Below are 24,656 nucleotides of genomic sequence, written 5' to 3'. Positions count from 1 at the left end.
TACTTCACTTAATATAATGCTTATATTATAATGCTATTTAGACAAAATTTTAATATTGTAAAGGAAGATTGATATGAAACAACTTTTAAGTAAATTTAGAAAAGCAATAACTGATTTTTCTTTAATAGAAGATGGTGACAATATTGCAATTGGTTTATCTGGTGGAAAAGATAGCCTCGCTCTTTTATATCTTTTAAGTAAATACAGAGTGTTTTCTCCGGAAAGATTTAATATAATCGCAATTACCATAGATCCAGGAACGAATATGGATTTTTCTCCTCTAAAAAACCTTTGCCAAGAATTAGATGTACCTCTTCATATAATAGATTCTAATATAAAAGAAATAGTGTTTGATATTAGGAAAGAAAAAAATCCTTGTTCTCTTTGTGCGAATTTAAGGCGTGGGATATTAAACGATAATGCTAAAAAGTTAGGTTGTAACAAAGTAGCCCTTGGACACCATAAAAATGATGCTATTGAAACCCTTTTATTATCTATGTTCTATGAAGGTAGGATAAGCTGCTTCCTTCCAAAGACTTACTTAGACAGAAAGGATATAACTGTAATTAGACCTATGGTATACATAGAGGAAGCTGCTATAAAGAGAACTTCAGTGAAATATAATTTCCCTATAATACAAAACTCTTGTCCAGCTAATGGATTTACTAAAAGAGAATCTATAAAAAACTTAATAGAATCTCTTAAAAAAGATTTTCCTGATCTGGAAAACCGATTGTTAGGAGCTTTAACAAATTCCAAGCAACTTTGTATTTGGGATAAATAAATTTGGTAAACTTAGTATAATATTAACAATACCTCCTTCATATAAATTATTGAGGAGGTGTTGTTTTGGATAAAATCATGGTTCACTATAATGATCCTTTAGCTTATAAAATAATGGGAGAAACTTTAAGTAACTTTTTAAATAATAACACTATAATAGTATGTGTCGGAACAGATAAGTGTATAGGTGATTCTCTTGGTCCTATAACTGGAACAATTTTAAAAGAAAAAAATTTTCCTTTACCTGTCTTTGGAACAGTAGAAAATCCAATACATGCATTAAATATAAAGGTAAAAATGAGTGAAATAGCTTCTTTATACCCAAACCACAATATAATAGGTATAGATGCTTGTTTAGGAGAGTCTAATAATATTGGATTTATACAATCACGAAACTATCCAATATATCCTGGTAAGGGTGTGGGCAAAAAACTTCCTCACGTAGGAAACCACTCTATAGTAGGAATAGTTGATTCTACCGAAATAAATATATTTAACAATAACTCCATTAGACTTAATTTTATACTTAATATGGCTAAATCCATTTCTCATTCCATAATATATGGATTCAAATTAACTTGTGAAAAATATACTTTACCAAATAAAAATAAAGCAAAGACATAAACTCTTTGCTTTGTTTCATATTTAATCTATTAAAACTATATTGTCTCCTAGGAAAGTTACATCTAACTTATCTAAATACTCTAACATCTTACCCGTTCCAATTGCTACACATGTAACCGCCTCCTCAGAAACATATACTGGAACATGGGTTACCTCCGATATTAATTTATCTAAACCATTTAATAGTGCCCCTCCGCCAGTCATTACTATACCTTTATCAGATATATCTGCCGCTAACTCTGGTGGAGTTTTTTCTAAAATAGCATGAGTACTTTCTGCTATGGTATTTACAGGTTCTATTAGGGCTTCTCTCATTTCTGATGATGATACAGTTATATTCTTTGGTAAACCTGATATTAAATCTCTTCCTCTTATATCCATAAATTGTTCTTCGCCATTATCATAAACAGATCCTACATTGATTTTTAAGTCTTCTGCTGTCCTTTCTCCTATCATAAGATTATGTTTCTTTCGTATGTATTTTATTATAGCTTCATCAAAGCTATCTCCCGCTATACTTATTGTAGACCTTTCAACTATTCCTCCTAAAGATATAACCGCTATATCGGTTGTCCCTCCTCCTATATCAATTATCATATTACCGCTGGCTTTAGTTATATCAACACCTGCACCTATTGCTGCTGCTAAGGGTTCTTCTATTAAAAAAACTTTCTTAGCTCCAGCATTCCTTGCTGCATCTATAACTGCTCTTTTCTCAACTTCTGTAGATTCACAAGGTATACATACTACTACTCTTGGCGAAACCATTTTCTTCTTTCCACAAGCTTTAGTAATAAAATATTTCAGCATTTTTTCTGTTAAATCGTAATCAGAAATAACTCCTCCTCTAAGAGGTTTTAATGCCACAATATTTCCAGGAGTTCTGCCAATCATCTGTCTTGCTTCTTCTCCTACTGCTAAAAGTTTGCGTTTACTCTTATCAATTGCTACTACTGATGGATCATTTAATACTACACCTTTTCCTTTGATATAAACTAATACAGTGGCTGTTCCAAGATCTATTCCCATATCTGTTCCTACGCTAAAAAACATCCCTATTATTCACACCTACTCTTTCCTTATTCTTCTTTGGTAAAATTTGATACTATTACCTAATATCAATTATAATAGGAATGTTTTTAACCTTCAATAGCTTTATACTTCATTTTTGTAGCTTTTCCACCTCTTATATGTCGTTCTGATTTATTAAAGTCCAATATATTTTTGGCCTCTTTTGCAATTTGAGGATTTATTTTGGGTAATCTTTCCGTCATATCCTTGTGAACAGTGCTTTTACTTACACCGAAGACCTTGGCTGTTTTTCTTATAGTAGCCTTAGAACTTATTATATAGTTAGCAACTTCTAAAACTCTTTCTTCAATGTAATCCTTCAAATTACTACCTCCTTAATTTTTGCATTATTTGTAAATATATACCTATATTTAGTTAATCGATTTTTTATAATGCCATTTTCCGCTAAACTATACGGAAAATGGCGCTATTTTAATATTTTACGTATTTAGTTGGATTTACGTAGTTTCCATCTTTTGTAACAGAAAAATGAAGATGTTCTCCATAGGTCTCATAAGCAGCTCTTAGGGTAGTTTTTCCTACTTTCCCTAATTTACTTCCCTTTTTAACTTCATCTCCTGCTTTTATATCTAGCTTTTCGTCTAAATTAGAATAGATTGTCTTTAATCCATTTGCATGATTAATAGTAACTTGAACACCATCTGCTGTATCTTTTTTAATATCCTCTATTTTTCCATCTAATACAGCAACTACAGGTTTTCCTAATTCACATTTAATATCTATTCCAAAATTAGGTCTATAACTATTTGTAGATTTCCAATAAACAGGCTCTTCTGAATACTCTCTAGCTACAGTCCCTTCTACTGGCTTTGCAAATTTATTATCTGTTGCAGCTGACACCTGAGCCGTTTTCTCAGATTTTTTCTCAACCCCTTTATTTTCTTCTTTAACTTGTAAAGCATTGTCATACTCTACATTTGGTTCTCTAGTCTCTATAGTTTCTTTCTCTTGTTTTTCTTCTTTAATTTTAGTTTCTTCTCTAGCAGCTAATCTTTTTGCTTCTTTAGTATTTTTTGAGGATATGTAAGCCACTGATCCTACTAAACATAAACATATAAACAGGACTAGATAGAACCCCTCCTTCTTTATAAGCTTACGAAATTTACTTGAAAATTTTTTATTCATATAAGCACCTCCTTTTTGTAGTTTGTCCAGACTATAGTAAAAAATACATATTTTATTAAAATTTTTTTCTCCTACTTTCATCAATTTTTGACAAATATCCATTGATTTTAATAAAACAAAAATACTGAGAAGAAAAACTCTAGCTTTCTTCTCAGTATTTTTAATTATCTACTTAAAACCTTTTTATAGTTTTGTATTTCTACACCTGTATAATAATGTTTTAATATATATTTATAATCTTTACCACTCTTACCTAATGCATTAGCTCCCCATTGGCTCATACCTACACCATGTCCATATCCCTTACAGTTTATATTTATTTTATTTTTTTCCAACTTTATGGTAAAGTTTGATGAATTAAGATTTAAAATTTTTCTAAATTTAGAACCAGACATAGTAGTTTTTCCAACAGTTATCTCTTTTACACTTCCTCCAGAAGTCCTACTCTTTATTTTTATTTCATTTTTTAAATTCTTACTATTTGATATAGACTTAGGGTAATTTTTATTGATTATATTTATAAATTCATCATGAGAATATTTCTTAACACTTTCATATTTTGGAGCAGTTTCTTCTCCCTGACTTTTTACACTTTTTAAATATGGTTCTGTGGATGCAAATATATCTTCCCCATTTTCCGTAAAGCCACTACTAGTGGAAAAATAATATGCTCCCTTTATAATTTCACCTTTGTACACTAAAACCTCACCAGCGGTACTATTAACTGCGTTCTCAATCTTATTCCAGTATTCGTTTCTCTTTTTTTCTGACCATCCTTCCATTCTAGCTTTTTTAGTTAAAAATGCTTGGCAATGAACTGTATCACATAAATTTGCTCCTTTAGCATTTTTACAATTAACCCCATTCAATTCTTTTATACGTGGTATAGCATAAGTTCTTGCTGCTATAGCTTGAGCTTTTAAAGCTTCTTCATGGAACTCCGCAGGCATTTCTGCAGAAATTACTCCTTTTATATAATCTTCTAAATCTAATTCTATTACTTTTTTCTCTTTTGATATATATACTTTTACCTTTACTTTTTTAACTTTATTACTTATATCCTTTTTACTATTACTTATATCTTTAACTATATTATTTTCATTCTCTTTTTTTATCAAAGATGGCTTTAATATTATAAAACAAAAAATAATTACAATAAGTATACTCACTAGTATACTTACAAAAAATCTTTTTAATAAATGTATTAGATCACCTTTTCTCATATAGTTTTCTCCCTTTATTAATCTTAAGTATTTTATAATAACTATATGAAAAAAACTACATTTATATTCCAATTATTATATTCTATAAATCTCTGCTCCTAATGCTTGGAGTTTTTTCTCTATGTTTGCATACCCTCTATCTATATGATACACATCTGTAACATTTGTACTTCCTCTAGCTACTAAACCACAAAGTATTAATGCTGCTCCTGCTCTTAAATCTGTAGCCTTAACTTCACAACCTGTTAACTCATTGCCACCTTCTATCACAGCACTTCTTCCATCTATCTTTATATTTGAACCCATTCTTTTCATTTCAGTTGCATGCATAAATCTATTTTCAAATATAGTTTCAGTTACTATGCTAGTTCCTTCTATGGAAGTCAATAAAGCCATTGTCTGAGCTTGCATATCTGTTGGAAATCCTGGATAGGGCATAGTTTTTATATCCACAGGTTTTAGCTGATGATTTCCATCAACTATCATACTATCTCCATTTGTATCTATTTTTACACCTATCTCAGTTAGCTTAGCTATTATAGGTCTTAAATGTCCTTCATTTACTCCATTTAATTTTATTTTACTCCTTGTTATAGCTGCCGCAGTCATAAACGTTCCAGCTTCTATTCTATCGTATATAGGTTTATGAACTACCCCCTTTAAATCCTTTACCCCTATTATATTTATTGTATCAGTTCCTGCTCCAACTATATTAGCACCCATGCTGTTTAAAAATTTAGCCAAATCTTCTATTTCTGGCTCTTCCGCTGCATTTTGTATTATAGTATCCCCTTCTGCAAGTACAGCTGCCATCATTAAATTTTCTGTAGCTCCTACGGAAGGAAAATCTAAATATATTTTATTTCCTTTTAATTTATCAGCTTTAGCTTCTACATACCCATATCCTATATTTATATCTGCTCCTAGTGCATTTAAACCTTTTAGATGTAGATCTATGGGACGGGTACCTATATTACAGCCTCCTGGAAGAGATATTTTAAAATTGCCAAATCTAGATATCATAGGTCCCATTATAAGGAAAGATGCTCTTAGTTTTTTTACAAGTTCACTACAAGGTTCTGAATTACAAATGTTAGATGTATCTATTATTATTTTATTGTTATCCCTATCTATGTCCACTTCTGAAGATATTGATTTTAAAACCTCACTTATTACAAACACATCCTCTAACATAGGAGCATTTTCTATAATACATTTATCTCCACTTAATATACTTGCTGCTATTATAGGTAATACAGAGTTCTTAGCAGAATTTATATTAACTTCACCTTTTAAACTTTTACCCCCATTAACAATAATTTTATTCATAGTATTCCTCCATCTTTTATAAATTTCTAATATAATTCAAAAATTTGCGGTTCCCCCATTATTAAGTAGCTACCTGAAGAATAATTTGCTAAAACATATTGAAAAGAACTTTTTTCTAAGAAATTACTATATCCATTAGTGATTTTTATAGTATCTATACTTTCTGAACTATCATTAATGTTTTCTATGATTTTTTTATTCAGCTTATCTAAATCCTCTGTATTAATCTTAACTTTCATATAACTATACATCTTAACATTTCCCTTAAGTATTCGCTTCCCACTTTCTTTTAACGTCTCTAAAACATCTTCTAAATTCTCCTCTATTAAGACCATTGTAGTTCTACTTAATTTTTTATCCCTTATATTCTCTTGTTGAATGTATCCTCTTAAGTTTTCCTTCTCAAATTCTATAATAGCTATTTTCTCAGTTTCTCTACAATCTTTTATTTGTTCTTTTTCTATATTCAAATCATTTAAAATCTGTTGTAGACTTTTCTCACTATCATGACTATTCTCGCTAACTATTTTCACACCATTTTCCACTATAGTTCCTTTAGAAATATTTAATATAGATTGAAATAAATTTTTCTTTGGTAATTTTCCACCTAATAAAAATAATAATAAAATTAATATTATTGCCAGTTGTGTATTTTTATTCTTCTTTATAATTTTCATACTAAACTATATATCCCCCTTACAATTTATTATAAAAACATCCTTAATAATTATTGACAAATATATAGTTTGTATTCATAAATATATTATTAATATATAAACTATATAAAAAAAGTGTTACAAAATGAGAGTTTTTTTACAACTTTTATTTTGTAACACAAAAGCCGTTAGGAATATTCCTAACGGCTTAATTTATATTTGATTTTATTATCTTTCTACAAGAAGAGCTGTTCCCATTCCTCCACCTATGCAAAGAGTAGCTAAACCTTTTTTAGAATCTCTTCTTTGCATTTCATGTAGTAATGTAACTAATATTCTTGCTCCAGAGCATCCCACTGGATGTCCAAGTGCTATAGCTCCACCATTAACATTTACTTTTTCCATATCAAATCCTAGATCTTTAGCAACAGCTAAACTTTGTGACGCAAAAGCTTCATTAGCTTCGATTAAATCTAAGTCTTCTACTTTCCATCCAGCTTTTTCAAGAGCAACTTTTGTTGCACCTACTGGTCCATATCCCATATAAGCTGGGTCTAATCCTTTTGAACCATAGGAAGCTATCTTAGCTAATGGTTTTAATCCTAGTTCTTCAGCTTTTTCTGCACTCATTATAACTAACGCAGCTGCACCATCATTTATACCTGATGCATTTCCTGCTGTAACTGTTCCATCTTTTTTAAATGCTGGTTTTAACTTTGCTAATGATTCTACAGTAGCACCAAATCTTGGGAACTCATCTGTATCAAATACAACTTCACCTTTTCTAGTTTTTATAACTACTGGAACGATTTCGTCTTTAAACTTTCCTTCTTTAATAGCTTTTTCAGCTTTATTTTGTGAAGCACATGCAAACTCATCTTGCATTTCTCTTGTTAATTCCCATTTCTCTGCTATGTTTTCTGCTGTCATTCCCATATGATAATCATTGAATGATTCCCATAAACCATCCTTTACCATAGTATCTACCATTTTACCATCAAACATTCTTTGTCCCCATCTAGCGTTTGGTAAAACATATGGTGCTGCAGACATGTTTTCCATTCCACCAGCTATTACTACATCAGCATCTCCAGCTTTTATCATTTGAGCTGCTAGCCCAACTGCTCTTAATCCTGATCCGCAAACCTTATTTAAAGTAAATGCTGGTACTTCAACAGGTATTCCAGCTTTTACAGCTGCTTGTCTTCCTGGACTTTGTCCAAGTCCTGCTTGGATAACATTTCCCATTATAACTTCGTCTATAATTTCAGGTTTAATTCCCGCTCTGTTTATTGCTTCTTTAATAACTGTAGCACCTAATTCAACTGCAGGTACATCTTTTAAAGTTCCTCCAAATTTACCCATGGCAGTTCTAACTGCACTAACAATAACAACTTCTTTCATTTAAAACCCTCCCAAAGTATTTAAAATTTTGGCTTTATATCACCTTTAGTTAAAAAATTAACAAATTTCTTTTAAACTATTTATATTATAACCCCATATTAAAAATTTTTCAATATATTTTTGTTAAAAAAAACACAAACTTTATATAAAATTATTAGGTCTTTTATCTAAATACTTGAAATAATATAGTATAGAGTCTACTATTCTTCTTGAAGCATATCCATCTCCATATGGATTTATTGCTCTACTTATATTATTGTATTCTTCTTTATCTCTTATTATTTTATTAGCTTCACTCACTATAAGATTTTTATTTGTTCCTAATAGTTTTACTGTACCTGCTGTAACCGCTTCAGGTCTTTCAGTTACATCTCTTAAAACTAAAACAGGCTTTCCTAAATGAGGTGCTTCCTCTTGAAGTCCTCCTGAATCAGTCATAACCATATAACATTTATTCATTAAATTATGGGTTTCTTTAGTATCTAAAGGATTTAATAAATGAACTCTATCCATTTCACCTAAATATTTATATACCACATCTTTAACAATTGGGTTTAAATGAACTAAGTATACTATTTCTACTTCTTCATTATTTTCAACTATTTCTTTTAATCCTTTACATATATTTTCTATTCCTTCACCCCAATTTTCTCTTCTGTGTGCAGTAACCATTATAACTTTTTTATTCTTATAATCTATTTTATTTAATACTTCATTTTTAAAAGTATAGTTATCTTCTACTGTAAATTCCATAGCATCTATTACAGTATTTCCTGTAATATATATGTCATTATCAGCTATACCTTCCTTTAAAAGATTCTCTCTTGATCCCTTTGTTGGAGCAAAATGTAAATCCGCCATAGCACCGGATAATTTTCTATTCATTTCTTCTGGATAAGGAAAGTACTTATTAAAGGTTCTTAGTCCTGCTTCTACATGACCTATCTTTATTTGTTGATAAAAAGCAGCTAACGCTCCTGCAAAAGTTGTAGTAGTATCTCCATGAACTAAAACTAAATCTGGCTTCTCCTTAGCAAATACGACTTCTAAACCCTTAAGGCTTTTCATTGTTATATCTGTTAAAGTTTGTCCTTTTGCCATTATATCCAAATCATAATTTGGCTTAATTTGAAATAGATCTAAAACTTGATCCAACATTTCTCTATGTTGAGCCGTAACGCAAACTTTACTACAAAGTTCCTCTCTTTTTTCTATCTCCTTTACTAATGGAGCCATCTTTATAGCCTCAGGTCTAGTCCCAAATATAGTCATTATCTTTGTTTTTTTCATAAACCTTACCTCCAAGTTAATTATGTACTATTCCTTGTGCTTAAAAAAGCCATATCTCCAAGCTATTGCCATTATTATCATTACAACAACTGCAAGTAAAAAATATGAGTTCTGATTGCTTATTTGCATCGCTAGTATAGCAAAACTTCCAAGTATAGCACTTATAACATACATTATTAATACAGCTTGTCGTTGATTTAATCCCATATCAAGTAACCTATGATGTAGATGACCTTTATCTGCTTCCATTATAGATTTACCATTTATTTTTCTTCTTATCATAGCGAATAAAGTATCATATATAGGTATGCCTAATGCTAGTATAGGTACAGATATAGCCACTGTTGCTGCAGACTTTATTGCTCCTTCTATAGATATTGCCGCTAATAAGAATCCTAAAAGTTGAGCTCCAGTATCTCCCATAAATATTGAAGCTGGATTAAAATTATAAGGAAGAAATCCAAGGATTGCTCCACTTAAAGCTGCTGTTAAAAATGCTGCTTCATACCTAATATCTATACTCATAACAGCAATTATAAATAGGGTTACTGAAGATATTAATGCAACCCCAGCTGCTAATCCATCTAATCCGTCTATTAAATTAATAGCATTTGTTATTCCTACAACCCAGATTAAAGTTAATGGAATAGAAAGCAGTCCTGTGGAAAGCCAAGGATTACTATTAGAAAAAGGATTAGTTATATTTACTATTCTTAAATCAAATGCAACCAGAGTAGTAGCAGCTAAAATTTGAAATAACAATTTATAAATAGGTCTTAACTCATATTTATCATCTAAAAAACCTGCTATAACAATTATTGTTGCTCCTATTAATATGCCTTTCTCAGAGTTAGTTAAAGGACCTTCTTTCATAACTACAGTAAATAAAAATGACAGGTAAATAGCTATACCTCCCAATAAAGGTATAGGTTTTTTATGCACTCTTCTTTTATCCTTTGGCACGTCTATAACTTTTACCTTTATTGCAAACTTTTTTACTAAAGGTGTTAAAATTATAGATGCTATAGTGGAAACTATAAAAGCTAAAAACAATTCATTCATAACTATCTCTCCATTAATAGGAGCCATCCCCTTCTAATGAATCATCATTATCTATCCAATCTTGTACAGGGACAACTCTATATTCTGTTTTTGTATCTCTAATTATAACCTTATCTATTCCTGCATTTATTATAAATCTTTTACAAAGAGAACAAGGTGCAGCGTGTTTTACAAGTTCTCCTGTTTCTCTTTCCTTTCCAACTAAATACATAGTAGAATTTATCATGTCTTGTCTTCTAGCGGATATTATTGCATTTTGTTCTGCATGTACAGATCTACATAATTCATACCGAGTTCCTCTTGGTACATTTAACTCCTTTCTCCTACACACCCCCATATCACAACAGTTTTTTCTTCCTCTAGGTGATCCTGAATATCCCGTTGCCATTATTTCATCATTTTTTACAATTATAGCCGCAAAATTTCTTCTTAAACAGGTACCTCTTTTTAATAGTGTTTCACATATATCTAAATAATAATTATTTTTATCAATTCTATCCATCTAATCCTCCGTACACTTTAAATTTTATTTATATGCTATTTATTATTCTATACTAAAAATAACATAAATTAAAGTCACAAATTATAGCTAAGTAATATAAAAAGTCGGCATATGCCGACTTTTTATTATTACTTAGTTCCAAATAATCTATCTCCTGCATCTCCTAATCCTGGAACTATATATCCTGATTCATCTAATTTTTCATCTATGGAAGCCACATATATATCTACATCTGGATGAGCATCCATTACTACTTTTATTCCTTCTGGAGCTGCTACTAAACATACAAGTCTTATATATTTTGCTCCTCTTTTCTTTAAAAGAGCTATAGCATCTGCAGCAGACCCACCAGTAGCTAACATAGGATCTGTTACTATTATTTCTCTTTCTCCTATGTCCTGTGGTAACTTACAAAAATATTCTACTGGCGTTAAGGTTTTTTCGTCCCTATAAAGTCCTATATGACCAACTTTAGCTGCTGGTATAAGTTTTAAAATTCCATCTACCATTCCAAGACCTGCTCTTAAAATTGGTACTATGGCTACTTTCTTTCCAGCTAATACCTTAGATTTAGTTTTACATATAGGCGTTTCTATTTCCACTTCTTTTAAATTAAAATCTCTTGTAACTTCATAAGCCATAAGCATTGCTACTTCTTCTACTAATTCTCTAAAATCCTTTGCACCTGTATTTTTATCCCTTATTAAAGTTAATTTATGTAGTATTAATGGATGTGCAATTTGTGTTACTTTACTCATGTTTTTTCCTCCTAAACTTTATTATTTATGAAAACTATTTTCTATACCACTTATTTTATCTAGTCTTTTTTGGTGTCTTCCTCCTTGAAATTCAGAGGATAGAAAAGTATCTACTATATCTAATGCCAATCCTAAACCTACTACTCTTTCTCCTAATGCTAATATATTTGCATTATTATGTTCTCTACAAGAATGGGCACTAAAAGTATCAGAACAAAGAGCTGCTCTTATACCTGGTACTTTGTTAGCTGCAATACTAATTCCTATGCCTGTTCCACAAATTAATATACCTAAATCATAATTTTTATCAGCTACCTGATTTGCTACTTCTTTAGCATAATCTGGATAGTCACAAGATTCTTCTGCGTCAGTACCAAAATCTTTAAGTTCTATGTCTTTTCCTTCTAAGTGTTTTATTATTTCTTTTTTAAGCTTTAACCCTGCATGGTCACTTCCTAATGCAATTTTCAAAATACTACACCTCCAAATAATTTATGATTTTTACAAAAAAAGAAGACACGAGTACTCCTTAATGAATACTTTTATCTTCTTCTAATTTACTTAAAAGTAATAATATATTTTCTTTTAATTGTGCAAAGGTTCGTTGATAAATAGGTAGCGTGCCGCCGAAAGGGTCTAAAATTTCTCCTTTTACGCCGACATATTCATTTAGAGTATATATTTTTTCTTCATACTCTTGAAAATTATATTTTAATGTTTTTTTCAAACCTTCTGTCATTGTTAGTACTAAATAGCTCTCTTTTAATATCTTTTCTGTTAATTGTACTGCACATCTTTCATAGATATTCATATTTAAATTTCTATCTACTAATTTTGCCGCATTAAAAGAAGCTTTACTGTTAGGATGCACAGCTACTCCCGCTGACTTAGCTATTAATGACGTTTTATTAAATTTATTAAATATAGCTTCTGCCATTGGGCTTCTACATGTATTCCCTGTACAAATAAATAATATATCCATTAGCTCCTCCAATTAACTTTTCTAACTACCAGTAAAATATTCTATACTACCTTATTTTATATGTCAACTATTTATTTTAAAAATTTTAAACCTCTATAATATTAAATCCAGCCGATTTTTTTAATCTATTCATTATAGCAATACCTATACCCTTCTCTTCAAAGGTTTCTGATAATATAATATCTACGTTCTTACTATCAAAACTTCTTAATACTGAAAATAAGTTTCTTGCAATAGTTTCTAAATTTTCTCTACCTCCCAAGGATATTACCTGACCATTTACATAAAACTCTCTAGTCTCATCTGTTGCCATTATTCCCACATTTTTTCCTTGTGATTCATATTCGTCTGTAAGTTTCTTTATTTTATCTACAGAATTTTTTAGATCACCTCTAATTATTTTTAATTCTGCTTTAGGTGCATAATGTCTATATTTCATTCCAGGAGCCTTCGGTTTCAAATCCTTATTATCTCCAGCCATTATGGCAGGATCTATATATATTTTATTATCTATGTTTTTTAGCATTTCTAAAGTTATTCCACCTGGTCTTAACACGCAGGGTGGATATATAGTACAATCTATAACAGTGGATTCTACCCCTACATCGCATTTTTCTCCACCTATAATATAATCTACCTTTCCCTTTAAATCTTCTATACAAGTCTCTATATTCGTAGGACTTGGTCTTCCTGATATATTAGCTGACGGAGCCGCTATAGGTACCTTTGCTTCTTTTATAAGTTTCCTTGCTATCTCATTTGAAGGCATTCTTATACCTACACTATTAAGTCCACCACTAGTTCTACTTGGAATTAAAGAACTTTTAGGTAAAATTATAGTCATAGGTCCTGGCCAAAACTTTTCCATTAATTTATAAGCTATTTTGGGTACTTCTTCAACTAAAGGTGCTATTTCTTCTAGTTCTGATATATGAACTATTAGAGGATTATCTTGTGGTCTTCCTTTAGCTTCAAATATCTTTTTTACTGCATCTTCTTTTAAAGCATTTGCCCCTAAACCATACACAGTTTCAGTAGGAAAAACTACTAATTTGCCATTTCTCAGAGCTTCCCCGCACTCCTTTAATATTTTATTTTCTAATTTATCTTTATGTGTTTTTATAACTTTTGTTTCCAAAACTACATCTCCTTTTGTATCTTCTACAATAAATATACTATAATTAGTCCAAAAATCAATCCCGATAATACTCCAATTGTACTAGATACACCTTCCCATAACTTATTAGATTGAGGAAGCATCTCTCCACACACTACATAGAGCATTATACCTGATGCTAAGGATAGATTGGCTCCTAGTAAGTTATTAGATACCTGTCCCATAAAAGCGCCTATAATAGCCCCTAAAGCTGTTGGGAGGGCTGTTAGTACCGTATATAAAAATATTTTAAAGCTATTTTCTTTAGATGCCATTAAAGGAGTAGCTACTGCCATACCTTCTGGTATATCATGTATGGCAATAACTACACTCATTTTTATTCCTAAGTTAGTTCCAGCTGCAAAACCACAGCCCATAATCATTCCTTCTGGAAAATTATGAAGCATAAGACCTAAAGCTGTTATTATAGCCATCTTCTTATGCTCATCAATATACTCGTTATTCATATTTTTATCCACAAAGGCTATAAATATTATCCCCAATATACAGAATATAATTGTATATATAAAATTCCAGTTTGTAAGAGCTTCTGGAATTAAATCAAATACCACCACTGCTAGCATTAATCCGCCTGCAAAGCCTAGTAGTGATCCCAAGGCTTTTTCAGAAGGATTTTTAAACATTATGCCTACCAGTCCCCCTATAGCAGTACCCACTAAGGATATAATACTTCCTATTATTATCATATAAATCAAACTTTATTAAAACCCCTTTTAAAATACTATTCCTTAGATAATATTTTAAAATACAAATAAATATTCCTATATCTATAGGTTTCTATATTCTCTTATTTTATCTATGGTTTCTTCTGAAAAACTTGCATTAACACATTTACTATAAATTAAGTCCAATAGCTTATATTTAAATAGTCTACCTTTACTTATTACAGTAAAAGAATAATTATTTTCTGGCATTAGAATTTTTAATTTGCTATATTTATATGCTACAAAAGGATATTCTCTAAGAAATTTTTCATTTATGGGATGTATTGCCCTACTTCTAATATTAAAAGATAATAATATGATTATTATAAAATCTTTTTCTTTATCATACTTTCTAATTACCTCTTGCACATGAATAAACTGTACTTTATCACAAGGGATTACTATGATTTCTCTTCTTATGCCTGATGATATATACAATTTACCATTATTATAGGAGAATTTTAGTCTCTCCATATTTATTTTAGCAATAATAGCAATCACTATTAGTAATTCTATAGCAGCAAGATAAGTTACAAAAAACACATCCAATATTTTAAAGAATAATAATATGAAAGGTAAAATAAAAAAAATAAAGCCCATAATTAGCATAAATCTTTTATAAGAATTTATTTGCTTCTTTAGAGCTTTATTTATATTCATACTCATCTTCTCCTATATTTTTTTAACTTATATCTTTCATTCTTTCTGACTGTTCAACAGTAATTAATCCATCTATCATTTCTTCTATGTCTCCATCTAAGAAAGACTCTAACTTATATAATGTTAAACCAATTCTATGATCTGTAACCCTTCCTTGAGGATAATTGTAAGTTCTAATTCTTTCACTTCTATCTCCAGTTCCTACTTGACTTTTTCTATCTTCCGCAATACTTGCACTTCTCTCAGATTCTAACATATCATATAATCTAGACTTTAAAACCTTCATAGCCTTTTCTTTATTTTTTAGCTGAGATTTCTCATCTTGACAAGTAACTACTAATCCTGAAGGTAAGTGAGTTATTCTTACCGCTGAGTCTGTAGTATTTACACATTGTCCTCCATGACCTGATGCTCTATACACATCTACTCTTAAGTCATTTTGGTTTATCTCAACATCAACATCTTCTACTTCTGGTAAAACTGCTACTGTAGCTGTAGATGTATGGATTCTTCCACTAGATTCTGTATCTGGTACTCTTTGTACTCTATGAACTCCACTTTCGTACTTTAATCTACTATAGGCTCCTTTTCCTCTAACCATAAATACAATTTCTTTAAAACCACCTATATCCGTCTCATTTACACTAACTGCTTCCGTCTTCCAATTATGTCTTTCAGCATATCTTGTATACATTCTAAATAAGTTAGCAGCAAAAAGAGCTGCCTCATCTCCTCCAGCACCTGCTCTTATTTCAATGAAAACATTCTTTTCATCATTTGGATCTTTTGGCACTAATAACATCTTTAGTTCTTGTTCTAATTCTTGAACCCTTTGTTCAAGCTCCTTTATGTCTTCTTGAACCATATCTCTTAACTCTTGTTCTATATCTTCTTTTAACATCTCTTTATTATCTTCTATACTTTGTAAAACTTCTTTATATTCTTTATAAGTAGTCACTATAGTTTCCATATCTGAGTGTTCTTTACACAGTTTTTGCCATTCTTTTTGATCTTGCATCACTGTAGGGTCACTAATCTTTATTGAAAGTTCTTCATATTTATTTTCTATAAAATTTAATCTATCTAACATAACTTTCTCACTCCGTAAATATATTTTAACAAATATTAATTATATCATATTTTTTGTATTTAAATCAATTAGTTGTTTTAAGTGTTCCAATAACAACTCTATCTAACCCTGCCAAATCTTTATAACATTCTATATTAACAAAGCCATTACTTTCTAATATACAACTAACTTCTTCTTTTTGATCATATCCTATTTCAAAAGCTATAGTTCCTCCTGAATTTAAAAGATGTTTACTTTGTTTTACTATATTTTTATAAAAATATAGCCCATCTTCGCCACCATCTAAGGCTATATGTGGTTCGTAGTTTTTTACATCCTCCATCAAATTTGTTATTTCTCTTTTTTTAATATATGGAGGATTTGATACTATCATATCATATTTTATACTATTTTTTATAGCATATTCTAATAAGTTACTTTTAAAAACTTTCACTTTCCCTTCTAGTCTATTCAATTTAATGTTTTCCTCAGTAACTTTTAATGGTATTTCTTCAACATCAAAACATTCTACATTAACTTTATCAACAAATGTTGCAATAGATATGCCAATTATTCCACTGCCACAGCATACATCACTTATATTCTTATAATGATTTTTTCTTATGATCTCTATGCTTTTTTCTACTAGAATTTCTGTATCTGGTCTTGGAATCAGTACTCCTTCTCTTATTTTAAAGGAAAGCCCCATAAATTCACAAATACCTAGTATATATTTTATTGGCATTTTTTCTTTCCTAATATCTATAAGTTTTAAATACTGATCTTTTTCTTCTTTAGACACTTTATAATCCTTATTAATCATTATAAAAAGTCTATCTTTATTTATTACTTTTCCTAGTAATAGTTGGCTCTCTAATATATAACTTTCTATACCTACCTCTTTTAAAGATTTAATGCCTTCTGATAAAAGGTCTTGTATGGTTTCACAATTTTTTATAACCATTTTATAGCTTACTCCTTTTTAATCTTCTATACCTTCTGCACCTTTTAAAGCCTTTATAGCCACTTCTATTTGTAATGTGTCAGGTTCTCTAGTGGTAAGTTTTTGTAACGCCAATCCTGGTGCTGCTATTATTTTAGATATTCTACTTTTACTTTTTCCTAGCCATTTTATAATTTCATAAGTTGTACCTGATACCACTGGTATAAGTATAATTCTATACATCATTCTTTCTGATAAAGAGTTCCATCCAGTAAAAGAAAAGATAATTATACTTACAATCATAACCAAAAACAAAAAGTTAGTACCACATCTTGGGTGAAATCTAGAATATTTAGCCACATTTTCAACAGTTAATTCTTCTGAATTCTCATAACAAAATATTGTTTTATGTTCCGCTCCATGATATTGAAAGAATCTATTAATATCATCCATCTTTCCTATTATATATATGTAAGAAAGAAATATCCCTACTCTTATTATACCCTCTATAATATTTAAAACTACCGAACTTTCAATACCTAATTTTTTAAATAAGTTTGCAATAAATGTAGGCAAAGCCACAAATAAACTTATAGAAAGCAAAAAAGATACTCCCATAACAATAGCTATAATTATATTATCTGCATTCCCTCTAAACTTTTTTTCAATCCATATATCAAATTTTGATTTTTCTTCATCTTCTTCAAAAAAAGATGCTGAATAATTTAAAGTTTTTATCCCTATTATTAGAGATTCTACCAATGCAATAAATCCTCTAATAATAGGCATTGAAAAAAATTTATTTCTTTTATTGTAAGGGGTGAACTGTTGTACATCTATAATAATTTCTCCGTCACTTTTTCTTACTGCTGTAGCAATTCCGTTAACTCCCCTCATCATGACCCCTTCCATTACAGCTTGTCCGCCTACACTACATTGTTTTTTCATAGTATCACCTCACTCTTTAGGTACTATATGACATTTTCTACATCTTGCCTCATAGGATTCTTTTGCTCCTACAAGCACTACTGGGTCATCATATTTAGCAGGTTTTCCATTTATAAGTCTTTGTGTTCTAGTTGCTGGATTACCACATATCATACAAACCGCTTGCACTTTGTGTACAAATTCTGCGACTGCTATTATATCTGGCATATATCCAAAGGGCTCTCCTTTAAAATCTTGATCTAATCCAGCACATATAACTCTTTTGCCTTCGTTAGCTATTTTGTTTACAACTTCTAGTATACCTTTATCAAAAAATTGAGCTTCATCTATAGCTACTACTTCAGTATCTTCTTTTATAAGTTTTAAAATATCTTCTGAAGACTTAATAGGAACTGCTCCTTCTTTATCTCCACAATGAGACACTACGTCTTCATTGCTATATCTATTATCTATTTCTGGTTTAAAAACTTGAACCTTTTGTTTAGCAATCTTTACTCTCCTTACTCTTCTTATAAGTTCTTCTGATTTTCCGCTGTACATAGGTCCAGTTATTACTTCAATCCAACCATGGTTTTTAGGTCCATACATAAAAAAATACCTCCTAATTTTATAAATAAACAAGTATTATTTTATCAGACCTATATAATATATTAAAGGCTAATTTTCAATAATAACTACTTATCATTTACCTATCAATTAAATTTATTGACTTAATCTATGGAGCTGTGTTATAATTTAGTAGTTAAAAATTCGGATAATTATGTCCAAAGAGTTCGAGAGAGGTGAAAAATATGAGAGAAGGCATTCATCCAGAATATCATAGTGATGCAGATGTAAAATGTGCTTGTGGAAATACTTTTAAATCAGGTTCCACAAAAAAAGAATTAAAAGTTGATATATGTTCAAAATGCCATCCATTCTTCACTGGTAAACAAAAAATAGTTGATGCTGGTGGAAGAGTTGAGAAATTTATGAAGAAATTCAACATATCAAACGAGGAATAATTTAATCCTTTGATTTTAGATTAAAAATAAACCCGACTTTGATCGTGCCGGGTTTATTATTTTTTCTACTACATATTAAACTATTTCTCTAATAACATTATATTTTATATCTTCAGTTTCTATAAAGCCTTCTACTGGAGATTTTATTTCTTCTAAACAATTAAATTCTAAGAAGGCTTTTTTTACTTTCTGAATTAAATCCTTATCCATGTCTGATCTAGAAGCTATTACATCTTTAGGTATGTTAGAAAATTCTTTTATTATTACAATATCTTCTATTGGCATTCCTTCATTTTTAGCACTTTCTATGGCTTCACTATAAGTAGCACCTCCATCTGCTTCTCCACTTAACACACTTTCTATAACACTATGATGCCCCCCCTTAAATTGTACTTCTTTGAATAGATTATCAGGATCTAATTTCTCTTTTTTTATTAAATATCTTGCATATAAGTATCCCGAAGCACTTTCCTTGTCAACATATGAAAAATTCCTACCTCTTAAATCCTCTATCTTATTTATTTCGCTATTTTTCTTAGCTATTATATACCCTTTATAAGTTACTTTACCATTAACTTTAGGTGTAACCAATGGCACTACCCCTATATTAGCGTGTGCCTTAACATAGGCAAAAGGTGAAAACCAACCTATATCTATTACTTTTTCTTTTATTCTATCCCCTAAATCTTCATAATTCTTAACTATAATAATTTTAGCTTTGTATCCTATATTTTTACATACTCTTTCTAATATAGGCACATATATTTCTTTTATATTTTGGGGGGATGTAAAAGGATTTATGCCAAATATTATCTCATTATCTTTCTTTAATTGTGTTGTAACATACTGTATATCATGAGCTGTATCTTCTAATTTATTGCATATAGATAATATATTATTATTTTTTCTTTCCTGTTCTGATATAATTTCTATAGACTTTGCCACTGTAATATAATTATTTTCTTCTGATATAGCTATGGAACTTATGGCTTCACCAATATTATTAGATGCAGTCATTTGTTCTAAGGAAGCTTCTTTTAACCTTTCTATAGACCTTATAATTCCTTCTGATACAGATTCTAGTTTTTCTATTAATTGAGAAGATTCATTAACTATATTCTGTGTTCCAGATATTTTATTTAAACATTTATCCATGGAAACAGTAGATTTATCCACATCTAGAATGATTTCTTTTACTATATCTTTAATTTTTACAACAACTTCATTGGTCCCTTTGGATAGATTTTTGATTTCCTTAGCTACAATAGAAAATCCTTTTCCTGCTTCACCTGCTCTTGCAGCTTCTATAGATGCATTTAGTGATAATAAATTTGTTTGATTAGAAATATATTCTATATCTAAAATAAAATCATTTATTCTGTTAGAAGAATGTCTAAATTTATTATTTATGATTGATACTTCTTTAACATCCTTGTCGAGTTCTAGTAAATATTTTGTTATACCGCTAATCGTATCCTTACTGTTTTTTAGAACATCAAAAGATTCATTATAGCTATCTTCCATAACTATAACATTATTATTTAATACTTCTGATATAGTAATTAATTCTTCTACTGAACTATTGATGTTCTCTACATTCCATGTACTCTGTTCAGTGTTAAACTGAATATCCCTAGATATATTAATTACTTTAGTTAAAGTTTTCATACTATCCCTATACATCCATAGCAATTGGTGTATGTCAAAGCTTAAAGTTTGCCAAGATTCAAAAATCTTTTCATAGTTTTCTTTATCTTTTGCTTCTTTAAAATCATTATATTTTTCCGATATAACGTTTTGTTTATTTTCATAATTAGTGAAAATTATAAAAATTATAAATAAAATAAACATAATTTCTAGTAAAATAATTAACCCCTTGTTGTTAACTAAAAAATATATAACTAAATTAAAAATTAAACTCCCTGAAATAATGAAAGATAATATTTTCTTATCCAATGGTATCTCCCCCCATTTTAGATACTGTTTATATATCATTTATCCCTATGGTTTTAAAATAATATAATTTAAATGAGCAGATTATTCCGCTCATTTAAATTTAATCGCCTATCTATTTTTTTCCTTACTTAAGTCAATTTTACTTATAACTTCTACAAATTCATCATTATTCTTAGTTTTACAAAGCATATTTATAAGTTGTTCTGTAACATTTTGAGTATTATTTTCATCATAAAGTAATCTTCTTATATTAAATGATGCTTCATATTCTTTTTCTGATAATAATAAATTTTCTTTTCTAGTTCCTGATCTGTATATATCTATAGCTGGGAATATTCTTCTTTCTTGCAGTTTTCTATTTAAGTGAACTTCCATATTGCCCGTTCCCTTAAATTCTTCAAATATCATATCATCCATTCTGCTTCCAGTTTCAACTAAGGCAGTAGCTAATATTGTAAGGCTACCTCCTTCTTCTATATTTCTAGCTGCTCCAAAAAATTTTTTAGGCATTATTAAAGCACCTGGATCTAATCCTCCTGATAAAGTTCTTCCTGTTGGATTTATTGTAAGATTATATGCTCTTGCAAGTCTTGTTAAACTATCCAATAGTATAACAACATTTTGACCTTGTTCTACCATTCTTTTAGCTCTCTCAAGTACCATATATGCTACTTTTGTATGGTGCTCAGGTTCTTCGTCAAAAGTTGAATATATCACTTCACCATTTATAGATCTTTGCATATCCGTAACTTCTTCTGGTCTTTCATCTATTAGTAAAACTATTAACTTCATATCTGGGTGATTTATACTTATACTTTGGGCGATCTTTTTAAGAAGTGTAGTTTTCCCAGCCTTTGGAGGAGCAACAACTATTCCTCTTTGGCCTTTACCTATAGGGGATATTATATCCATTAGTCTAGAAGATAGGTCAGATGAACTATTTTCTAATTTTATTCTTTCTTGAGGGTATATTGGGGTAAGATTTTCAAAAGGACGTCTTCTAACAGCCTTCTCTGGATTTTCTCCATTTACTTTTTGTACATAAAGAAGTGCTTTAAATTTTTCTCCTTCTTTTGGTGTTCTAACTTTACCTTCAACTTCATCTCCTGTTTGCAAATTAAATCTTCTTATTTGAGATGGTGATACATATATGTCATCCGGTCCTGTTAAGTAATTTTTACCTCTTAAAAAACCATAATTATTATTTTCAATAATTTCAAGAACACCTTTTGCGGTATCTGATTCATTTATCATTTCTCTTAATTTTTCTCTCTTATTTTCCTCTTGTTTATTGTTATCCTGTTCTTTTCTTCTATCTTCTATTTTATCTCCTTGAAAACTTTCCACTCTGTTACTGTTCTCCTCAATATTAATTCCTTCAGGTTTACTCTTCCCACTCTTTGGAACTATCTTCTCTCTTAATACAACTCCATTTTTCTCTATATGCATAGGGGAAACTTTTTTGATTTCCTCTATTAACTCATTTTTTTTATACTTATAAACACCTTTTATTTCTAGGTCTTTAGCTATCTCTTTAAGTTCATTTACCGTTAATTTATCTAAATCATTACTAGACAAAAAATAACACCTCCAAAAAAATTTAAACATCTCTTTTTATAAAACTTGGGAAATCTTAAAAGATAATCTGAAAGGATTAATTATTTATTAAATTATACAGTATTTTCATAGTAAAATCTACACGTTTTATATAAATATAGTTATAACTATAAAACTATACTTTATTTTGAATAAAATACATTAACTTCTAAATTACTTTTTAAAACATAGCATACATATTTTTATTTATTTCGTTATAAGTTGTAATCTTTCTTTTTACTTTTTCATAACTTCCTATATAAAATATAGGATTATTTAAAAGTTCACATCCTCCTACTATTAAACCATTATAAACTAATAAATCTTTAATAGAATATGTATAAATATGTATATCTCCACATATTGGACATTCTACATGTAAGACTAGCTCTTTGTTTATTATTTTTATATCTTGTATAGAGGTGATAGTACCCATTAATTCTTTAAATTTAAATAAAGAAATTTCTTTTAATAAATATTTTCCACTTTCATCTTTAATAGCAAAATATTTATTACTTTCTATCAACAAAAGAATCACCTCCAAAATTATATCTTTTCATGTATATCTATCTTTCTATAAATAGTTTCAAAATCCTCTTATTTTAAAACTAATATTTAATATAATATCATTCATATGCTATTTGTATTTTCTAATGCCTGTTTATTTTTTATTCAATCTTCTTCATGATTGTTTCTGCTTCAAAAAACATTTCTCTTATATTTTTATTTATCATAAGTTTCTTTTCCGCTATTTTAAAAATTTCATACATGTTGTTCCTATCTTTTATCTTAAAATCTGTATATATATTTTCATTATCCATACAATTATATTTATTTAATAAAAGAAACAAAATATACTTACACTCTTCGTCTTTTAGTATTTCTATTAACTTACTTCTATCAATTTTTTTATAGTTACAAAGTAACTCTATAATCTTTTCATAATGTATTTGTTTATTAAAATAACTCATATTTTTCCTCCTAAATATACATATATCGTTAAGTTGCAATATGTTATTTAAATTATTATCATAATTAAGTTATTTTAAACACAAGTGTAAAATAAAAAAACTGTGACACAGTTTTTTTATTTAATGAATAGCTAACAATGAATAATGAATAATTTAGGGGGTTCTTCTTCCTTTCGTCAGAAGAACTTTAATATTATTAGATGAGACAAATAGTTAATCTATGAATTAGTTCGTTCAGCAAAGCTGAACATTAAGTCTTTATATGATTAAAAAATTTTTTCGTAATGCCAATAGAGAAAAAATATCCATAATTATTCATTATTCCTTGTTCATTAATAAAAGTTTTGCTTTGCAAAATTTTTATTTTATGTCTTATTGGGGTTTTATATTTATTTTTAAAGTTGTCTCTAACGGCTTGTCTACTCCTATTGACATTGTATAATCTATTAGTATGTCCCCACCATCTTCATTTACATTTATATCTAAACTCTTAGTAGTCAACTTTAACTCTAATGTTCCATAAGGCGTATTATAAAGTACAAATTGTTCTTTATATTTTTCAAATTCCATTTTTGTACTAGTAGTGCCTATCCTAATTAAAGAAAATTTATCTCCCTTGGAACTTATTTTAAAGGTTGTAGTAGTACCTTCCATTCCAGATAGCTTAGTTTCATCATAAGCTACATAATAATCTTTTTCCTTTTTATAAAATTTTCCCGGTGTTACTATCTCTACATTATCATCTTTACTTTCAGATTGCACACTAGAAACAGATACAATTACATTCTTTTTCATGTA

28 protein-coding genes are annotated in these 24,656 nt (G+C 29.4%); 3 read left to right on the top strand and 25 right to left on the bottom strand.

Going from position 1 to position 24,656, the window contains the following annotated elements; genetic code table 11:
* Positions 1-73 precede the first annotated feature (73 nt).
* Together B5D21_RS10285 and yyaC are read left to right on the top strand one after the other, a co-directional pair.
* On the top strand, positions 74-784 hold the full coding sequence (locus B5D21_RS10285; RefSeq protein ID WP_011098632.1) for a tRNA 2-thiocytidine biosynthesis TtcA family protein: 711 nt from the start codon (positions 74-76) through the stop codon (positions 782-784).
* Positions 785-849: 65 nt separating this feature from the next.
* Positions 850-1,407 carry a spore protease YyaC gene (gene yyaC, locus B5D21_RS10280; protein WP_011098631.1) on the top strand — a complete coding sequence of 186 codons (558 nt, stop codon included), beginning with the start codon at positions 850-852 and terminating at the stop codon, positions 1,405-1,407.
* A gap of 21 nt (positions 1,408-1,428) precedes the next feature.
* Here the strand turns inward: yyaC and mreB are convergent, their stop codons facing one another.
* From mreB to B5D21_RS10180, 20 genes are all read right to left on the bottom strand, one after another.
* Complete coding sequence (mreB, locus tag B5D21_RS10275; RefSeq protein ID WP_011098630.1) at positions 1,429-2,460, bottom strand: rod shape-determining protein; 1,032 nt, start codon at positions 2,458-2,460, stop codon at positions 1,429-1,431.
* Positions 2,461-2,546: 86 nt separating this feature from the next.
* Positions 2,547-2,801 carry a sporulation transcriptional regulator SpoIIID gene (gene spoIIID / locus B5D21_RS10270; protein WP_023437156.1) on the bottom strand — a complete coding sequence of 85 codons (255 nt, stop codon included), beginning with the start codon at positions 2,799-2,801 and terminating at the stop codon, positions 2,547-2,549.
* A 109-nt stretch (positions 2,802-2,910) separates the two neighbouring features.
* The gene (locus B5D21_RS10265; RefSeq protein ID WP_035110972.1) at positions 2,911-3,624 is read right to left on the bottom strand and encodes a M23 family metallopeptidase; all 714 of its coding nucleotides are present in this window, start codon (positions 3,622-3,624) and stop codon (positions 2,911-2,913) included.
* Between the two features lie 164 nt (positions 3,625-3,788).
* On the bottom strand, positions 3,789-4,847 hold the full coding sequence (gene spoIID / locus B5D21_RS10260; RefSeq protein ID WP_035110970.1) for a stage II sporulation protein D: 1,059 nt from the start codon (positions 4,845-4,847) through the stop codon (positions 3,789-3,791).
* 75 nt (positions 4,848-4,922) lie between these two features.
* Positions 4,923-6,176, bottom strand: a complete 1,254-nt coding sequence (gene murA / locus B5D21_RS10255; protein ID WP_011098627.1) for a UDP-N-acetylglucosamine 1-carboxyvinyltransferase — start codon at positions 6,174-6,176, stop codon at positions 4,923-4,925.
* 26 nt (positions 6,177-6,202) lie between these two features.
* Complete coding sequence (locus tag B5D21_RS10250; RefSeq protein WP_011098626.1) at positions 6,203-6,853, bottom strand: hypothetical protein; 651 nt, start codon at positions 6,851-6,853, stop codon at positions 6,203-6,205.
* A gap of 207 nt (positions 6,854-7,060) precedes the next feature.
* Positions 7,061-8,236 carry an acetyl-CoA C-acetyltransferase gene (locus tag B5D21_RS10245; RefSeq protein ID WP_011098625.1) on the bottom strand — a complete coding sequence of 392 codons (1,176 nt, stop codon included), beginning with the start codon at positions 8,234-8,236 and terminating at the stop codon, positions 7,061-7,063.
* A 141-nt stretch (positions 8,237-8,377) separates the two neighbouring features.
* On the bottom strand, positions 8,378-9,526 hold the full coding sequence (gene wecB / locus B5D21_RS10240; RefSeq protein ID WP_035110968.1) for a non-hydrolyzing UDP-N-acetylglucosamine 2-epimerase: 1,149 nt from the start codon (positions 9,524-9,526) through the stop codon (positions 8,378-8,380).
* A 27-nt stretch (positions 9,527-9,553) separates the two neighbouring features.
* The gene (locus tag B5D21_RS10235) at positions 9,554-10,588 is read right to left on the bottom strand and encodes an MraY family glycosyltransferase (RefSeq protein WP_035111187.1); all 1,035 of its coding nucleotides are present in this window, start codon (positions 10,586-10,588) and stop codon (positions 9,554-9,556) included.
* 13 nt (positions 10,589-10,601) lie between these two features.
* On the bottom strand, positions 10,602-11,090 hold the full coding sequence (locus B5D21_RS10230; protein ID WP_011098622.1) for a deoxycytidylate deaminase: 489 nt from the start codon (positions 11,088-11,090) through the stop codon (positions 10,602-10,604).
* 128 nt (positions 11,091-11,218) lie between these two features.
* A complete protein-coding gene (upp, locus tag B5D21_RS10225; RefSeq protein ID WP_011098621.1) occupies positions 11,219-11,848 on the bottom strand; it encodes a uracil phosphoribosyltransferase in 630 nt (209 codons plus the stop codon).
* Positions 11,849-11,869: 21 nt separating this feature from the next.
* The gene (gene rpiB, locus B5D21_RS10220) at positions 11,870-12,319 is read right to left on the bottom strand and encodes a ribose 5-phosphate isomerase B (RefSeq protein ID WP_011098620.1); all 450 of its coding nucleotides are present in this window, start codon (positions 12,317-12,319) and stop codon (positions 11,870-11,872) included.
* A gap of 58 nt (positions 12,320-12,377) precedes the next feature.
* Positions 12,378-12,830 carry a low molecular weight protein arginine phosphatase gene (locus B5D21_RS10215; protein ID WP_035110965.1) on the bottom strand — a complete coding sequence of 151 codons (453 nt, stop codon included), beginning with the start codon at positions 12,828-12,830 and terminating at the stop codon, positions 12,378-12,380.
* A gap of 85 nt (positions 12,831-12,915) precedes the next feature.
* Positions 12,916-13,968, bottom strand: a complete 1,053-nt coding sequence (locus B5D21_RS10210; RefSeq protein WP_011098618.1) for an L-threonylcarbamoyladenylate synthase — start codon at positions 13,966-13,968, stop codon at positions 12,916-12,918.
* A gap of 23 nt (positions 13,969-13,991) precedes the next feature.
* Complete coding sequence (locus tag B5D21_RS10205) at positions 13,992-14,693, bottom strand: ZIP family metal transporter (protein WP_035111185.1); 702 nt, start codon at positions 14,691-14,693, stop codon at positions 13,992-13,994.
* An 81-nt stretch (positions 14,694-14,774) separates the two neighbouring features.
* Complete coding sequence (locus B5D21_RS10200; RefSeq protein ID WP_035110960.1) at positions 14,775-15,371, bottom strand: hypothetical protein; 597 nt, start codon at positions 15,369-15,371, stop codon at positions 14,775-14,777.
* Between the two features lie 22 nt (positions 15,372-15,393).
* A complete protein-coding gene (gene prfA / locus B5D21_RS10195) occupies positions 15,394-16,461 on the bottom strand; it encodes a peptide chain release factor 1 (protein ID WP_011098615.1) in 1,068 nt (355 codons plus the stop codon).
* A 64-nt stretch (positions 16,462-16,525) separates the two neighbouring features.
* Positions 16,526-17,404, bottom strand: a complete 879-nt coding sequence (gene prmC / locus B5D21_RS10190; protein WP_011098614.1) for a peptide chain release factor N(5)-glutamine methyltransferase — start codon at positions 17,402-17,404, stop codon at positions 16,526-16,528.
* Between the two features lie 18 nt (positions 17,405-17,422).
* Complete coding sequence (locus B5D21_RS10185) at positions 17,423-18,331, bottom strand: DUF1385 domain-containing protein (protein WP_035124493.1); 909 nt, start codon at positions 18,329-18,331, stop codon at positions 17,423-17,425.
* 9 nt (positions 18,332-18,340) lie between these two features.
* Positions 18,341-18,919: a thymidine kinase gene (locus tag B5D21_RS10180; RefSeq protein ID WP_035110951.1), complete on the bottom strand. Its 579-nt coding sequence runs from the start codon at positions 18,917-18,919 to the stop codon at positions 18,341-18,343.
* Between the two features lie 203 nt (positions 18,920-19,122).
* Between B5D21_RS10180 and rpmE the strand changes: the two genes are divergently transcribed.
* Positions 19,123-19,335, top strand: a complete 213-nt coding sequence (gene rpmE / locus B5D21_RS10175; protein WP_023437137.1) for a 50S ribosomal protein L31 — start codon at positions 19,123-19,125, stop codon at positions 19,333-19,335.
* Positions 19,336-19,410: 75 nt separating this feature from the next.
* Here the strand turns inward: rpmE and phnD are convergent, their stop codons facing one another.
* The 5 genes from phnD to B5D21_RS10150 form a co-directional block, all read right to left on the bottom strand.
* Positions 19,411-21,291, bottom strand: a complete 1,881-nt coding sequence (gene phnD, locus B5D21_RS10170) for a phosphate/phosphite/phosphonate ABC transporter substrate-binding protein (RefSeq protein WP_158001431.1) — start codon at positions 21,289-21,291, stop codon at positions 19,411-19,413.
* A gap of 108 nt (positions 21,292-21,399) precedes the next feature.
* Complete coding sequence (gene rho / locus B5D21_RS10165) at positions 21,400-22,899, bottom strand: transcription termination factor Rho (protein ID WP_011098606.1); 1,500 nt, start codon at positions 22,897-22,899, stop codon at positions 21,400-21,402.
* Positions 22,900-23,068: 169 nt separating this feature from the next.
* Positions 23,069-23,416 (bottom strand): hypothetical protein, encoded by a 348-nt coding sequence (locus tag B5D21_RS10160; RefSeq protein WP_035110949.1) that lies wholly within the window; start codon positions 23,414-23,416, stop codon positions 23,069-23,071.
* Positions 23,417-23,555: 139 nt separating this feature from the next.
* A complete protein-coding gene (locus B5D21_RS10155) occupies positions 23,556-23,858 on the bottom strand; it encodes a hypothetical protein (RefSeq protein WP_035110948.1) in 303 nt (100 codons plus the stop codon).
* Between the two features lie 372 nt (positions 23,859-24,230).
* On the bottom strand, positions 24,231-24,653 hold the full coding sequence (locus B5D21_RS10150) for a YwiB family protein (RefSeq protein ID WP_035124491.1): 423 nt from the start codon (positions 24,651-24,653) through the stop codon (positions 24,231-24,233).
* Between the last annotated feature and the right edge of the window lie 3 nt (positions 24,654-24,656).

Source organism: Clostridium tetani (assembly GCF_900167265.1).
GTDB classification, from domain to species: Bacteria; Bacillota; Clostridia; order Clostridiales; family Clostridiaceae; genus Clostridium_G; species Clostridium_G tetani.
The sequence above is the reverse complement of the archived record's forward strand: the minus strand, read 5'-3'. Positions and strand labels throughout refer to the sequence as shown.

What these genes read in the sequence shown, in the direction of transcription:
- B5D21_RS10285 (WP_011098632.1), top strand. Translation starts at nt 74, where the DNA reads ATGAAACAACTTTTAAGTAAATTTAGAAAAGCAATAACTGATTTTTCT.
- mreB (WP_011098630.1), bottom strand. Translation starts at nt 2,460, where the DNA reads ATGTTTTTTAGCGTAGGAACAGATATGGGAATAGATCTTGGAACAGCC.
- B5D21_RS10265 (WP_035110972.1), bottom strand. Translation starts at nt 3,624, where the DNA reads ATGAATAAAAAATTTTCAAGTAAATTTCGTAAGCTTATAAAGAAGGAG.
- spoIID (WP_035110970.1), bottom strand. Translation starts at nt 4,847, where the DNA reads ATGAGAAAAGGTGATCTAATACATTTATTAAAAAGATTTTTTGTAAGT.
- murA (WP_011098627.1), bottom strand. Translation starts at nt 6,176, where the DNA reads ATGAATAAAATTATTGTTAATGGGGGTAAAAGTTTAAAAGGTGAAGTT.
- B5D21_RS10250 (WP_011098626.1), bottom strand. Translation starts at nt 6,853, where the DNA reads ATGAAAATTATAAAGAAGAATAAAAATACACAACTGGCAATAATATTA.
- B5D21_RS10245 (WP_011098625.1), bottom strand. Translation starts at nt 8,236, where the DNA reads ATGAAAGAAGTTGTTATTGTTAGTGCAGTTAGAACTGCCATGGGTAAA.
- wecB (WP_035110968.1), bottom strand. Translation starts at nt 9,526, where the DNA reads ATGAAAAAAACAAAGATAATGACTATATTTGGGACTAGACCTGAGGCT.
- B5D21_RS10235 (WP_035111187.1), bottom strand. Translation starts at nt 10,588, where the DNA reads ATGAATGAATTGTTTTTAGCTTTTATAGTTTCCACTATAGCATCTATA.
- B5D21_RS10230 (WP_011098622.1), bottom strand. Translation starts at nt 11,090, where the DNA reads ATGGATAGAATTGATAAAAATAATTATTATTTAGATATATGTGAAACA.
- upp (WP_011098621.1), bottom strand. Translation starts at nt 11,848, where the DNA reads ATGAGTAAAGTAACACAAATTGCACATCCATTAATACTACATAAATTA.
- B5D21_RS10215 (WP_035110965.1), bottom strand. Translation starts at nt 12,830, where the DNA reads ATGGATATATTATTTATTTGTACAGGGAATACATGTAGAAGCCCAATG.
- B5D21_RS10205 (WP_035111185.1), bottom strand. Translation starts at nt 14,693, where the DNA reads ATGATAATAATAGGAAGTATTATATCCTTAGTGGGTACTGCTATAGGG.
- B5D21_RS10200 (WP_035110960.1), bottom strand. Translation starts at nt 15,371, where the DNA reads ATGAATATAAATAAAGCTCTAAAGAAGCAAATAAATTCTTATAAAAGA.
- prfA (WP_011098615.1), bottom strand. Translation starts at nt 16,461, where the DNA reads ATGTTAGATAGATTAAATTTTATAGAAAATAAATATGAAGAACTTTCA.
- prmC (WP_011098614.1), bottom strand. Translation starts at nt 17,404, where the DNA reads ATGGTTATAAAAAATTGTGAAACCATACAAGACCTTTTATCAGAAGGC.
- B5D21_RS10185 (WP_035124493.1), bottom strand. Translation starts at nt 18,331, where the DNA reads ATGAAAAAACAATGTAGTGTAGGCGGACAAGCTGTAATGGAAGGGGTC.
- B5D21_RS10180 (WP_035110951.1), bottom strand. Translation starts at nt 18,919, where the DNA reads ATGTATGGACCTAAAAACCATGGTTGGATTGAAGTAATAACTGGACCT.
- rpmE (WP_023437137.1), top strand. Translation starts at nt 19,123, where the DNA reads ATGAGAGAAGGCATTCATCCAGAATATCATAGTGATGCAGATGTAAAA.
- rho (WP_011098606.1), bottom strand. Translation starts at nt 22,899, where the DNA reads ATGTTTAAATTTTTTTGGAGGTGTTATTTTTTGTCTAGTAATGATTTA.
- B5D21_RS10155 (WP_035110948.1), bottom strand. Translation starts at nt 23,858, where the DNA reads ATGAGTTATTTTAATAAACAAATACATTATGAAAAGATTATAGAGTTA.
- B5D21_RS10150 (WP_035124491.1), bottom strand. Translation starts at nt 24,653, where the DNA reads ATGAAAAAGAATGTAATTGTATCTGTTTCTAGTGTGCAATCTGAAAGT.